The 13,087-nt window shown below is 45.6% G+C and carries 12 protein-coding genes; all 12 read right to left on the bottom strand.

Translation table 11 applies throughout. The annotated features are described in order from the left end of the window. Positions 1 to 69: 69 nt before the first annotated feature. Complete coding sequence (gene rpoS / locus VEA_RS04815; RefSeq protein WP_005393877.1) at positions 70 to 1,056, bottom strand: RNA polymerase sigma factor RpoS; 987 nt, start codon at positions 1,054 to 1,056, stop codon at positions 70 to 72. An 80-nt stretch (positions 1,057 to 1,136) separates the two neighbouring features. After that, positions 1,137 to 2,060, bottom strand: a complete 924-nt coding sequence (locus VEA_RS04810; protein ID WP_006743295.1) for a peptidoglycan DD-metalloendopeptidase family protein — start codon at positions 2,058 to 2,060, stop codon at positions 1,137 to 1,139. 13 nt (positions 2,061 to 2,073) lie between these two features. Further along, positions 2,074 to 2,700, bottom strand: coding sequence for a protein-L-isoaspartate(D-aspartate) O-methyltransferase (locus VEA_RS04805; protein ID WP_006743296.1), 627 nt, complete (start codon positions 2,698 to 2,700; stop codon positions 2,074 to 2,076). Then, on the bottom strand, positions 2,700 to 3,476 hold the full coding sequence (gene surE, locus VEA_RS04800) for a 5'/3'-nucleotidase SurE (RefSeq protein WP_005393882.1): 777 nt from the start codon (positions 3,474 to 3,476) through the stop codon (positions 2,700 to 2,702). The genes VEA_RS04805 and surE overlap by 1 nt, the downstream gene beginning before the upstream one ends. Beyond that, positions 3,476 to 4,519, bottom strand: a complete 1,044-nt coding sequence (truD, locus tag VEA_RS04795; protein WP_012841410.1) for a tRNA pseudouridine(13) synthase TruD — start codon at positions 4,517 to 4,519, stop codon at positions 3,476 to 3,478. The genes surE and truD overlap by 1 nt, the downstream gene beginning before the upstream one ends. A 46-nt stretch (positions 4,520 to 4,565) precedes the next feature. After that, positions 4,566 to 5,042 (bottom strand): 2-C-methyl-D-erythritol 2,4-cyclodiphosphate synthase, encoded by a 477-nt coding sequence (ispF, locus tag VEA_RS04790; RefSeq protein ID WP_012841409.1) that lies wholly within the window; start codon positions 5,040 to 5,042, stop codon positions 4,566 to 4,568. A gap of 17 nt (positions 5,043 to 5,059) precedes the next feature. After that, the gene (gene ispD, locus VEA_RS04785; protein ID WP_006743298.1) at positions 5,060 to 5,764 is read right to left on the bottom strand and encodes a 2-C-methyl-D-erythritol 4-phosphate cytidylyltransferase; all 705 of its coding nucleotides are present in this window, start codon (positions 5,762 to 5,764) and stop codon (positions 5,060 to 5,062) included. Between the two features lies 1 nt (position 5,765). Further along, positions 5,766 to 6,047, bottom strand: a complete 282-nt coding sequence (gene ftsB, locus VEA_RS04780; protein WP_005380907.1) for a cell division protein FtsB — start codon at positions 6,045 to 6,047, stop codon at positions 5,766 to 5,768. A 465-nt stretch (positions 6,048 to 6,512) separates the two neighbouring features. Continuing rightward, positions 6,513 to 7,814 carry a phosphopyruvate hydratase gene (gene eno, locus VEA_RS04775; protein WP_005383785.1) on the bottom strand — a complete coding sequence of 434 codons (1,302 nt, stop codon included), beginning with the start codon at positions 7,812 to 7,814 and terminating at the stop codon, positions 6,513 to 6,515. Between the two features lie 78 nt (positions 7,815 to 7,892). Beyond that, complete coding sequence (locus VEA_RS04770) at positions 7,893 to 9,533, bottom strand: CTP synthase (RefSeq protein ID WP_005393892.1); 1,641 nt, start codon at positions 9,531 to 9,533, stop codon at positions 7,893 to 7,895. Positions 9,534 to 9,744: 211 nt separating this feature from the next. Beyond that, on the bottom strand, positions 9,745 to 10,542 hold the full coding sequence (mazG, locus tag VEA_RS04765; RefSeq protein ID WP_005393894.1) for a nucleoside triphosphate pyrophosphohydrolase: 798 nt from the start codon (positions 10,540 to 10,542) through the stop codon (positions 9,745 to 9,747). Positions 10,543 to 10,748: 206 nt separating this feature from the next. Next, positions 10,749 to 12,968: a GTP diphosphokinase gene (gene relA, locus VEA_RS04760; protein ID WP_005393896.1), complete on the bottom strand. Its 2,220-nt coding sequence runs from the start codon at positions 12,966 to 12,968 to the stop codon at positions 10,749 to 10,751. Positions 12,969 to 13,087 lie beyond the last annotated feature (119 nt).

Genomic DNA, 13,087 nt, shown 5'->3' with positions numbered 1-13,087 from the left:
AAGTGAGCGCAAAGAAAAAAGGCTATGGTTCCCCATAGCCTTTTGCGTATCTAGTGAAATACGGATTATTTAATCATCTTCGACGTTAAATAAGTTTTCCATATTCAAACCTTGCTTGATTAAAACCTCACGAAGACGACGTAAACCTTCTACTTGGATTTGACGTACGCGCTCACGTGTCAAACCAATCTCTCGACCAACTTCTTCAAGCGTCGAAGGCTCATAGCCTAGAAGACCAAAACGTCGTGCAAGTACTTCTTTCTGTTTTGGGTTCAACTCTTCTAACCAATGAATCAGCGATGATTTGATATCGTCATCTTGAGTCGAGACTTCTGGATCGGAGTTGTTTGCGTCGGGAATAATATCCAACAGCGCTTTTTCACCGTCACCACCGATTGGTGTGTCGACAGAACTGATACGCTCATTGAGACGTAGCATTTTGCTTACATCTTCGACTGGAATATCTAACTGAGCAGCAATTTCTTCTGCGGTAGGTTCGTGATCGAGCTTCTGAGAAAGTTCACGCGCAGTACGCAGATAAATGTTTAGCTCTTTCACGACATGAATAGGTAGACGGATCGTACGAGTTTGGTTCATCAACGCACGTTCGATCGTTTGTCGGATCCACCAGGTCGCATAAGTAGAGAAGCGGAAACCACGCTCTGGATCGAACTTCTCGACCGCACGGATCAAACCAAGGTTACCTTCTTCAATCAGATCGAGTAGTGCTAGGCCGCGATTACTGTATCGACGAGAGATCTTGACCACCAAACGTAGGTTACTTTCGATCATACGTTTACGTGCCGCTTCGTCGCCACGCAGAGCTCGTCGAGCATAAAGCACTTCTTCTTCGGCAGTAAGTAGAGGTGAGAAGCCAATTTCACCTAGATACAACTGAGTTGCGTCTAAGCTTTTACTGCTCGCGTCAAATTCTTCACGCGCAGCCGTTTTGCTTTCTGTGGATGATGATTTTTCGAGTTCGTTATCAATGGTCTTCACTGACGCATTGTCAAATGCAAACTCTTCAACTTTGGTTACTGTGTTGCTGATACTCATAACGCCTCCCCCTGGCGAGTTAGCAAGACATGACAACTCAATATGTCGCTAAATGATGTCGCAAGTTGTTTTTCAAAGTTTTAAGGCAAATAGCGTTTTGGATTCACCGATTTACCTTGATAGCGAATTTCAAAGTGTAGCTTGACTGATTTTGCACCTGAACTACCCATGGTGGCGATTTTCTGTCCGCTTTTTACACTTTGTCCTTCTGATACCAGCAGTTTGTCATTATGTGCATAGGCGCTTAAATAATTGTCGTTATGCTTTACTATAATTAAGTTGCCATAACCTCGTAGCGCATTGCCTGAATAAACAACGGTGCCGGCTGCGGTTGAAACGATAGGTTGACCACGCTGTCCTGCGATGTCGATACCTTTATTTCCCTGTTCTCCCGCCGAAAAGTTCTTGATTACTCTCCCTTTTGTTGGCCACAACCACTTAGAAACTTTATCACTCTTCGCCGTGGTAACTGGCGCTTTTTGCTTCACTTTTTGGTTATCTTTTGAACCAACATACTCCTTTGTTTTCGATTGTTCAACCTTCTTTGGAGGCTGTTTTTGTACGACTTTAGGCTTAGTCTCTGTAGGTTTTTGACTAGAGTTTTTACTTGAAGTTTTCGGTTTAGAGGCTGTTGATGTTTTCGTCACTGGGGCTGGTGGCGTCGTAACAACAGGAACCACAACGGGTTCAACTTTTTGGCCATATTTAGGGGCGACATATTTCGGAGCCCAAAGTTTTAGCCTCTGTCCAGGGTAGATGGTGTAAGGCTGAGTTAACTCATTGTAACGGACAAGATCATTTACATCTTTATCTGTGACATAAGCTATGAAGTAAAGTGTATCGCCTTTTTTTACCTCATAATAACTCCCCCTGTAACTTCCTCTTTCAAGGCTTGAATAGTCTTTCTTTAAGCTAGAGACAGGTGCAGGAGAATGCGCTGCACAACCAACTAGTCCTGCAGCAAACACAAAGCTAATACCAATATGACGTAATAACTTACTCACCTATCCCTAACCCTTAAGCTAAATCACCCGCAACCAGAGGTACAAATCGAACCATTTCCACAACAGTAGAGAGATATTCATCTCCCTTACGTTCAATTTTTAGTAACTGTTGCTCCGTGTCTCCAACAGGAATCACCATCTTACCGCCATCTTTTAATTGTGCGAGAAGTGCTTGGGGGATCACTTCTGCAGCTGCAGTAACAATGATGGCATCGAAAGGACCCCGAGCTTCCCAGCCTTGCCATCCATCAGCATGCTTGGTTGAAACATTGTAGATATCCAATTGTTTCAGACGGCGTTTTGCTTCCCATTGCAACGATTTAATTCGCTCAACGGAGTATACATGGTCAACAATTTGCGCCAGTACTGCGGTTTGATAACCGGAACCCGTTCCGATTTCCAGTACGTGACTCGTTGGCTCTAGTTCGAGTAACTCGGTCATACGAGCAACAATATAAGGTTGAGAAATAGTTTGTCCCTGACCAATCGGTAACGCATTGTTATCGTAGGCTTGGTGCATCATCGCTTGAGAGACAAAGCTTTCTCGTGGTAAGCGTTGGATAGCATCCAGAACTCTTTGGTCTTTGATGCCACTGGAGATAAGAAACGCTATCAACCTGTCAGCATGTGGGTTACTCATTACTTCTCTTCCTTTAACCAACTATCCATTGCACGCAGCGACTCATGAGCAGTGAGATCAACTTGCAGAGGCGTCATTGAAACTCGACCATGTTCAATCGCATAAAAGTCGGTGCCCTCACCCGCATCTTGCTCTTTTCCTGGAGGCCCTAACCAATAAATATCATGGCCTCTCGGATCTTTCTGCTTAATCATATTCTCTGCGTGATGACGCGCACCTAAACGCGTGACTTCGATTTCGCCCAGGTTTTCTGCTGGTAAGTCAGGCACGTTTACGTTCAATAACCGATTCGTTGGAATCGGAGACGCTAAATGCTGTTGCACAATTTGACGTGCAATTTTTGCGGCAGATTCGAAATGACGCTTACCCACCAGCGAAAAAGCAACCGACTGAACACCAAGGAAATGCCCTTCCATTGCTGCAGCTACCGTTCCTGAGTAAAGAACGTCATCACCCAAATTTGCACCGTGGTTGATACCTGATAAAACAAGATCGGGCAAATCATCTTTCATCAGCTCATTCAGCGCGAAATGTACACAATCTGTAGGCGTTCCTTGCACTGAATAGATATTTGGGGCAATTTCAGTTACGCGCAATGGTTGCTCTAGTGTCAGTGAATTCGAAGCACCTGAACGATTTCGGTCGGGTGCGACAATGGTCACTTCAGCGATATCTCGCAACTCATCAGCAAGTGCATGAATCCCTTGCGCATGTACGCCATCGTCGTTGCTGATTAAGACTCTTAGGGGCTTCGCGTTTAGTGAATCCTGTTCCATTAGTATTCTCTTTCTACTTCAACCTCATTAACTAACTCACGAACGATAGAGGTTGCAAAAGATCCCGCATCCAGTGAGAAAGTCAGCGTAATGTTGTTACCTTCAACCGTCCAAGCTAAATCTTGTGGCTTCAGCGCAATATCGCGACGGTCGTGGCGCATGCGATTACCACGAATCAGCGCCATGAGATCAGGCTCTTCATCTAAGAACGGTTGTTCTAAAGTAAGCGCATCCGCTTGAGTTGGAAGCGCATTATCACCTGCTAGGGCCGCGGTAATTGCCACTTCACCTGCAGCAAATTGTGCTTGTAGATCTGCGATATTGCTTGCATCAATCAACTGAGTGCCAGAACTTGTCTGTGCAATATCACCATCGATGAATTTATCAAACACACCACTTTCTAGACGAGCAGAAACGATACGGTTGAAGATCCACGAACGCGCCGCTGATAAATACATGCTGCGCTTATTTTGATTACGGGTACGAACGTTTTCACGTCCCCATCGACGTGCTTCTTCAAGGTTGTTGCCATCATTGCCAAAACGCTGACTACCAAAGTAGTTTGGCACACCAACTTGTTTCACTTTTTCAAGGCGTTGCTCTACATCTTCAACGTCAGTCACTTCAGACAAAGTGACAACAAACTCGTTCCCTATTAAGTCTCCAGGACGCAGTTTTTTGTTGTGTCGATCAGTCGCTAAGATCTCAATACTCGGATATTGAGCTAGGAATGCCGAGAAATCCGGCGTTTCCCCTTTCGGTAAATGGACACTCAGCCACTGTTCCGTCACCGCATGGCGGTCTTTAAGGCCTGCCCAGCTAACGTCTTTCGACTTTACGCCACAAGCTTTCGCCAACTCATTCGCAACAAAACTGGTATTTTCTCCAGTTTTTCGAATGCGCACCATTAGGTGCTCGCCTTCGCCCGTAAAGGCAAAACCTAAATCCTCACGAACCTGAAAATGTTCTGGTTGCGCTTTGATTTTTGCCGATGCAACAGGCTTACCCGTTAGATAAGCCAATGAAGATAAAATATCTGACATGATGTTTTTCCGCTGTTTACACAGCATTAAGGAGCAAGTTGGTTAATTATTGCTTGAACAGAAGCACCACGGCTTCCGTTGCAATGCCTTCTTTGCGTCCAGTAAAACCGAGACGCTCTGTCGTCGTCGCTTTTACGTTAATGTTACTAATATCGGTTTCTAGGTCTTCCGCAATCGCCGCACACATCGCGTCAATATGAGGTGCCATCTTAGGTGCTTGTGCCATGATGGTGACATCGGCATTACCAAGGCGGTAGCCTTGCTCTTTGACACGACGATAAACGTCTTTCAACAATTCGCGGCTATCTGCGCCTTTCCATTTGTCATCCGTGTCTGGGAAGTGACGACCAATATCACCCGCAGCAATCGCGCCAAGCAGCGCATCAGTCAAAGCATGAAGAGCAACATCACCATCTGAGTGGGCTACTAAGCCCTGCTCGTAAGGGATAGCAACACCACCGATAATGACCGGGCCTTCACCACCAAATTTATGCACGTCAAAACCGTGACCAATTCGAATCATTTTTTATCCTTTCTTTTTTAGCCGCGCTCACGGCTCAGATAAAACTCGGCTAACGCGAGATCTTCTGGCTGAGTAATTTTTATGTTGTTCGCATTACCCTGGACTAAAGCAGGCGCTTCGCCCAACCACTCTAAAGCCGATGCTTCATCCGTGATGGCTACGCCTTGTTCTAATGCGTCAGCCAGTGCTCGAGTCAGTTGTTGAGTTTTAAACATTTGTGGAGTCAGTGCATGCCACAATGCTTCTCTCTCTACCGTATGACCTATATCTTGTGCTGCATTCGCTCGCTTCATTGTGTCTCTCACTGGAGATGCAAGGATGCCACCCGTTGGGTGAGCGCAGCAAATATCAATCAAACGGTCAATGTCGGATGTTAATACACATGGCCTTGCAGCGTCGTGGACCAATACCCACTCGCTTTCCAGATGTTCATTGACATAGTTTAGCCCTGAAAGTACGGAATCAGCGCGCTCTTTACCACCCGCGACTTGAATTACATCGGGATGGTTCGCGATGGTTAACTCAGGGAAATAAGGGTCACCTTCGGTAATGGCGACAACCACTTTCGAAATTCGTGGGTGCGACAGCAACTTTTCTACAGTGTGTTCCAGCACCGCTTTTCCGTCGATCAATAAATATTGCTTAGGGCGGTCAGCCTTCATTCGACTACCGACACCGGCAGCAGGAACAATTGCGACATGCGATGAGTTCACATCCAACATTTTAATGATTTTCCTCACCTATAATGCGGTAGAAAGTCTCGCCATCTTTAACTAAACCAAGCTCATGACGCGCACGTTCTTCAATCGCATCAAGACCTTGCCTTAAGTCATCAATCTCAGCAAACATTTCATTATTGCGAGCTTGTAGCTTGCTGTTCACTTGTTGCTGAACTTCAATTTCATCTTTTACTGTGTAGTAGTCAGACACTCCGTTTTTACCAAACCATAGAGTGTATTGAAGCAAGCCAAACAGTAGCGTAAGGGCTATAACAAAGATTCGCATATCGCTGCTAACATTCTGTACCGGAAGGAATTAGATAAGGTGACATATATAGCATAAATGCGAGGTCGCCTCTAGGGGAGAAAGGGAGACTCACACGCTCCTTACAAGAAATAAGCAGCAAAATGAAACAAAGACATATTAAGCTATTCTTAGCACTCACCAAAGTAAGACTAAGAAATACAAGCCTATAGATACAAAAACACCCCGCAAAATCAGGGTGTTTTCAAAGCTTCAATCTAAGCGGTTAATCCAATGAAGAACTAAGCTTGAACTTCTTTAAGACCGCTTCTTTGAAACATGGAGGAGCGTGCTCATCTAGAGCTTCCTCGATGCAGATAAATGGGTTGCTTTCTTTAGGTATGGCAGCAACACGGCCAGAACGGCTCATCGCTCTTAAATAAAAAACGCCCCACCGAAGTGGAGCGTTTCTAGAAAGCTATTTAGCTAAACTCATTCAATTAAGAATTAAGCTTGACCTTTAACTTCTTTAAGACCGTTGAAAGGAGCGCGCTCACCTAGAGCTTCCTCGATACGGATTAGTTGGTTGTACTTAGCAACACGGTCAGAACGGCTCATAGAACCAGTTTTGATTTGACCTGCAGCAGTACCTACCGCTAGATCAGCGATAGTTGCATCTTCAGTTTCGCCAGAACGGTGAGAGATTACTGCTGTGTAACCTGCGTCTTTAGCCATCTTGATTGCAGCTAGAGTCTCAGTTAGAGAACCGATTTGGTTGAACTTGATAAGGATAGAGTTAGCTACGCCTTTCTCGATACCTTCAGCAAGGATCTTAGTGTTAGTAACGAATAGGTCGTCACCTACTAGTTGAAGCTTGTCACCTAGTAGTTCAGTTTGGTGCTTGAAGCCATCCCAGTCAGACTCGTCTAGACCGTCTTCGATAGAAACGATTGGGAATTGGTTAGCTAGCTCAGCTAGGTAGTGGTTGAACTCTTCAGAAGTGAAAGTTTTACCTTCGCCTTTCATGTTGTAGATGCCAGCTTCTTTGTCGAAGAACTCAGATGCTGCACAGTCCATAGCTAGAGTAACGTCTTTACCTAGTTCGTAACCAGCAGCTGCAACAGCTTCTGCGATAACTTCTAGAGCTTCAGCGTTAGATTTAAGGTTAGGAGCGAAACCACCTTCGTCACCAACTGCAGTGCTGTAGCCTTTAGACTTAAGAACTTTAGCTAGGTTGTGGAATACTTCTGCACCGATACGTAGACCTTCTTTAAGAGTCTTAGCACCAACTGGTTGGATCATGAACTCTTGGATGTCAACGTTGTTGTCTGCGTGCTCACCACCGTTGATGATGTTCATCATTGGTAGAGGCATAGAGAACTGACCAGCTGTACCGTTTAGTTCAGCGATGTGCTCGTATAGAGGCATGCCTTTAGCTGCAGCAGCAGCTTTAGCGTTTGCTAGAGAAACAGCTAGGATAGCGTTAGCACCGAATTTAGATTTGTTTTCAGTGCCGTCTAGTTCGATCATTACTGCGTCGATTGCAGCTTGGTCTTTAGCGTCTTTGCCAACTAGAGCTTCAGCGATTGGGCCGTTTACAGCTTCAACTGCTTTAAGAACACCTTTACCTAGGAAACGTGCTTTGTCACCGTCACGTAGCTCAAGAGCTTCGCGAGAACCAGTAGATGCGCCAGATGGAGCTGCCGCCATACCTACGAAACCGCCTTCTAGGTGTACTTCAGCTTCTACAGTTGGGTTACCACGTGAGTCGATGATTTCACGACCTAGAACTTTAACGATCTTAGACATTAATGTTTCCTCTCGTTTCAAATATAAATGTCAATTTTAAAGGGCAGCAGCACAACCTTCGCCGCCGCCCGTATCCTTTTACTTCTCGAATTCGCCGCGTGCGTTTTGGCCCGCAGCCTTAACGAAACCTGCAAACAATGGGTGGCCATCGCGAGGAGTCGATGTGAATTCTGGGTGGAACTGAGCCGCTACAAACCATGGGTGAGCTGGGTTCTCAATCATTTCCACTAACTTCTTGTCCGCTGATAGGCCAGAAACTTTCAGACCTGCTTTTTCGATTTGCGGACGAAGCACATTATTCACTTCGTAACGGTGACGGTGACGTTCATGGATCGTCGCGCTACCGTACAGTTCACGAGCTTTCGTCCCTTTCTCTAGGTGACATAGCTGTGAACCAAGACGCATCGTACCACCTAGGTCAGACTTTTCAGTACGCTCTTCTACGTTACCTGACTCGTCTACCCACTCTGTGATCAAACCTACCACAGGGTACTTAGTCTCTTTGTTAAATTCTGTTGAATGTGCACCTTCCATACCCGCAACGTTACGCGCGTATTCAATTAGTGCAACTTGCATACCCAAACAAATACCTAGGTAAGGCACATTGTTTTCGCGTGCATATTGAGCCGCACGGATCTTGCCTTCAATACCACGATCGCCGAAGCCACCTGGAACTAGGATCGCGTCTAAGCCTTCTAGCAGCTCAACGCCTTTTGTTTCGATATCTTGTGAGTCTACATACTTAATTGTGACACTTAGACGGTTTTTCAAGCCAGCGTGTTTAAGCGCTTCGTTCACAGACTTGTATGCATCTGGCAATTCAGTGTATTTACCAACCATACCGATGGTTACTTCACCAGTAGGATTTGCTTCTTCGTAAATAACCTGTTCCCACTCAGAAAGATCAGCTTCAGGAGCTGTGATGCCAAAGCGAGCACACACAAGATCATCTAGACCTTGAGACTTGATCAATTGAGGAATCTTGTAGATAGAATCTACGTCCTTCATTGAAATTACTGCTTTTTCTGGAACATTACAGAATAGTGCGATTTTCTTACGTTCATTCGCTGGAATAACGCGGTCGCTACGGCAAACTAGGATATCTGGCTGAATACCGATAGATAGAAGTTCTTTTACAGAGTGTTGAGTTGGCTTAGTTTTCACTTCGCCCGCTGCCGCTAGGTAAGGAACAAGTGTTAGGTGCATGAACATTGCGCGCTCACGGCCTAGTTCAACGGCTAGCTGACGAATCGCTTCCATAAATGGTAGTGATTCGATATCACCAACGGTACCGCCAACTTCAACGATAGCCACATCATGGCCTTCAGAGCCAGCAATTACACGGTCTTTGATCGCGTTAGTGATGTGAGGGATAACTTGAATAGTTGCGCCTAGGTAGTCACCACGACGTTCTTTACGAAGTACGTCGGCATAAACACGACCTGCAGTGAAGTTGTTACGCTTGGTCATCTTGGTACGGATGAAACGCTCGTAGTGACCAAGGTCAAGGTCAGTCTCTGCGCCATCTTCTGTAACGAACACTTCACCGTGCTGAGTAGGGCTCATTGTGCCCGGATCAACGTTGATGTAAGGGTCAAGCTTCATCATAGTCACTTTAAGACCACGAGCTTCTAGAATAGCCGCAAGAGATGCTGCTGCAATACCTTTACCTAGAGAGGATACAACCCCGCCAGTAACAAAAATGTAATTTGTCGTCATGTTTAACCTGAAATTGGTTGAATGAGGGAAATGGAGTGCTTCTGGACGGGAGATAAATATACCAGAAGCTCCTTACCGCCACAACGTGAAATCTATCACACCGTAATTTTTTATTTTTTGCTTCAAATCAAAGTGAGCAAAGACAAACCAAAGTCCGTTTTCGTGTTAAGAGGTAAACTGGCCTCATATTGTATATTCCGCTTATTTCCCCCTATCTAGACTCTTCTCGCTTTACTTCATCCCAGAAATCGTCGAGCTCTGATAAAGAACAATCTGTAAGCGCTTTGCCTGACTGCTGGACCTTTCCTTCAACTTGCTTAAAACGTCTCGCAAACTTTAAGTTTGCTTTACCTAGTGCGACTTCTGGATTTTTATCAAGATGGCGTGCCAAATTGACGGTCGCAAATAGCAAATCGCCGAGTTCCAACTCCACTTTTTCTTCATCAGGCTGAACTTGTAGTGCTTCTTCCATGACTTCATCAATTTCTTCTCGCACCTTATCGACGACCGGGCCAAGAGAGTCCCAGTCAAATCCATATTTCGCACATTTTTTCTGTATCTTTGTAGCACGAGAAAGTGCCGGCAAAGAGTTTGGTATTGAGTCTAGGATACTTTCTTCCGCTTTGCCTACCTGCGCTTTTTCTTTTGCTTTTTCCGCTTCCCAGTTGGCGTTGATTTCCTCGTCCGATTCAAACTCAACATCTGAAAAAACATGAGGATGACGGCGAGTCAGTTTTTCATTCACGGTTTCGACGACATCCGAAAAGTCGAACAGCTCTTGCTCTTTCGCTAGCTGACTGTAAAAAATCACCTGAAACAACAAATCCCCTAGCTCTTCTTTCAGATTTAGCCAATCACGATTCTGAATCGCATCCACCACTTCGTAGGTTTCTTCGATGGTGTGCGGAACGATGGTGTCAAAGGTTTGTTTTAAGTCCCAAGGGCAACCGCTTTCTGGGTCACGCAACTTCGCCATGATTTGTTCTAATTGTTCAATTGGATGACTCATTTTTTGTTCCTTTAAACCTTTCTACTAAAGAAAAAGGTGAGCAGTCAAAACCACTCACCTTAAGTTATTTCATTGGTCGGTTTTTACTAAACAGTTGGCTCTTTTAGCAAGGCAGCAAACTTATGAGACTCCTGAGCATGGTTCACCATGTGATGGAGCGAATAAGTGCAGCTAACGCAGTAAAAGTGACAAATACGACGTGAAAGTTAGCCGAGGCGTTTCACCGTCATGACATCCTTTATTTGTTCTACCCGTTTCGAAACACGAGAAAGCACCTCAATATTGGTGACTTCTAGATCAAAATCCATGATGGCAAGTTGACGTCTGTAATCGACTCGGTTCTTCATACTGGTCACTTTGATCTTTTCGTTGGCGAACAGTGTCGTAATGTCTTTGAGTAGACCACCTCGCTCCATCGCTTCAACACGGACGGTGAGGATGTATGACCCGACGAAGCCGCTGCCCCAGACAGTATCGATGATACGCTCTGGCGCGTGATGGCGCAGTTCTTCTAGCTGTTCACAGTCACTACGGTGTACTGAAATCCCTCGGCCTTGCGTGATGTAACCACAGATATCGTCACCTGGAATTGGCTGACAGCAACGCGCTAGGTGCGTCATTAGGTTATCAACGCCTTCTACAACGACGGCGTCTTTTTTCGGTCGGCTTTGCGCTGGTGATTTGTGCTCTGCTTCTTGCAGTTTTTCCAGTGCTTGCTGGTCTTCTTCTTCTGCCGTTGGCTTGTTAACGAGCGCATTAATATGGTTAATGATTTGGTTGATACGCAAATCACCGCTACCAACACCAACGTAAAGCTCATCTGGTGTTTTGACGTTAAACCGTTTGAGAGCGTAATGCTCAGCATCTTTTAACGTTGCGCCAATTTTTGCTAACTCATGTTCAAGAATTTCACGACCCGCTTCGAGGTTCTTCTCACGGCTTTGCTTTCGGAACCAGGCGTTAATTTTGGCACGCGCGCGGCCAGAATGAACGAAGCCTAATGATGGGTTTAACCAGTCTCGCGATGGGTTAGGCTCTTTCTGAGTGATAATCTCAACCTGATCACCCATATGTAGTTTATGAGTAAACGGTACTATGCGGCCTCCGACTTTGGCGCCAATACAACGGTGTCCCACTTCGGAGTGAATATGGTAGGCAAAATCTAGCGGCGTTGCCCCCATAGGTAAATCGACAACATCGCCACGAGGCGTAAACGCATAGACGCGGTCATCAAAGACTTGGCTACGTAGCTCATCAAGCATTTCGCCAGAATCTGACATTTCTTCTTGCCAATCCAGTAGCTTACGCAGCCACGTAATCTTCTCATCATAACCGCTTCGGCTGCTTGCCCCTTCTTTATATTTCCAGTGCGCGGCAACACCCAGCTCCGACTCTTCATGCATTTGCTTGGTACGAATCTGGATCTCGATGGTTTTGCCTTCTGGCCCTAGAATTACGGTGTGGATCGATTGATAACCGTTTGGTTTAGGGTTAGCAACGTAGTCATCAAACTCGCTCGGTAGGTGCTTGTATTTGGTGTGAACTACACCCAAAGCCGCGTAACAGTCTTGCAGTTTGTCTGCGATGATACGTACTGCTCGAACATCAAACAGCTCATCGAATGCCAAACTCTTCTTCTGCATTTTTCGCCAAATGCTGTAGATGTGCTTAGGTCGACCACTCACTTCGGCGTTAATACCTGACACTTCCATTTCGTGCGTGAGGTCTTCAACAAAGTCTTTGATGTACTGTTCACGAACGATGCGTCGCTCAGAAAGCTGCTTGGCAATTTGTTTGTAAGTTTCCGGCTGTTGGTAGCGGAAAGCGTAATCTTCAATTTCCCATTTCAGCTGACCGATGCCTAATCGGTTTGCTAGCGGCGCATAGATGTTGGCACACTCTTTTGCCGCCGCACGTCGAACCTCATCAGGCGCTTTTTTAACTTCAATAAGATTACAAATTCGTTCCGCGAGCTTGATAACCACACAGCGGAAGTCATCCACCATGGCAAGCAGCATGCGGCGTACGTTATCTACCTGAGATGACGCCGCACTGCCTTCCATGTTGACATTGAGTTGGCCAATAGCCGCCATCTCTTCAACGCCATCGATTAATTTTATGATTTCTTTGCTGTATTTCTCTTCCAGAATTTCTCTGTTAAAAGCACCACTTGAAACCAAAGGAAACAGTTGTGCAGCCACTAAGGTGGCCTGATCCATAGACAAGGTGATCAAAATTTCGATCATTTCTCGTCCACGCCACAACAACAGTTCCGCTTGCTCGTTATCGGCTAATACCGTCTGGCAATCTCGATATACTTCGATTAAGCGTGAGGCTGTGTTTTTCTCTTGTCCTAGGCTAGCCACCCAGTTTTCGAGTTCAAACTGTTCATCTTGGTTTAAATGCGCGCTTCTTACCGCAACCATCTCATCATCCTAATTATTATATTCGTGTGGTTTGACTAACACCGTCCAGGTTAGTTCTTTTACCTGCGCGTAAACGCTGGCTTTATGACCACCCACCACAAATAAGGGGCCAAAGTCCT

This window comes from Vibrio antiquarius (genome assembly GCF_000024825.1).
GTDB classification, from domain to species: domain Bacteria; phylum Pseudomonadota; class Gammaproteobacteria; order Enterobacterales; family Vibrionaceae; genus Vibrio; species Vibrio diabolicus.
The sequence above is the reverse complement of the archived record's forward strand: the minus strand, read 5'-3'. Positions and strand labels throughout refer to the sequence as shown.

Coding starts and splice junctions, on each gene's coding strand:
- surE (WP_005393882.1), bottom strand. CDS start 3,476: ATGGAACAGGATTCACTAAACGCGAAGCCCCTAAGAGTCTTAATCAGC.
- VEA_RS04770 (WP_005393892.1), bottom strand. CDS start 9,533: ATGACGACAAATTACATTTTTGTTACTGGCGGGGTTGTATCCTCTCTA.
- relA (WP_005393896.1), bottom strand. CDS start 12,968: ATGGTTGCGGTAAGAAGCGCGCATTTAAACCAAGATGAACAGTTTGAA.
- ispF (WP_012841409.1), bottom strand. CDS start 5,042: ATGATTCGAATTGGTCACGGTTTTGACGTGCATAAATTTGGTGGTGAA.
- ftsB (WP_005380907.1), bottom strand. CDS start 6,047: ATGCGAATCTTTGTTATAGCCCTTACGCTACTGTTTGGCTTGCTTCAA.
- rpoS (WP_005393877.1), bottom strand. CDS start 1,056: ATGAGTATCAGCAACACAGTAACCAAAGTTGAAGAGTTTGCATTTGAC.
- ispD (WP_006743298.1), bottom strand. CDS start 5,764: ATGTTGGATGTGAACTCATCGCATGTCGCAATTGTTCCTGCTGCCGGT.
- mazG (WP_005393894.1), bottom strand. CDS start 10,542: ATGAGTCATCCAATTGAACAATTAGAACAAATCATGGCGAAGTTGCGT.
- eno (WP_005383785.1), bottom strand. CDS start 7,814: ATGTCTAAGATCGTTAAAGTTCTAGGTCGTGAAATCATCGACTCACGT.
- VEA_RS04805 (WP_006743296.1), bottom strand. CDS start 2,700: ATGAGTAACCCACATGCTGACAGGTTGATAGCGTTTCTTATCTCCAGT.
- truD (WP_012841410.1), bottom strand. CDS start 4,519: ATGTCAGATATTTTATCTTCATTGGCTTATCTAACGGGTAAGCCTGTT.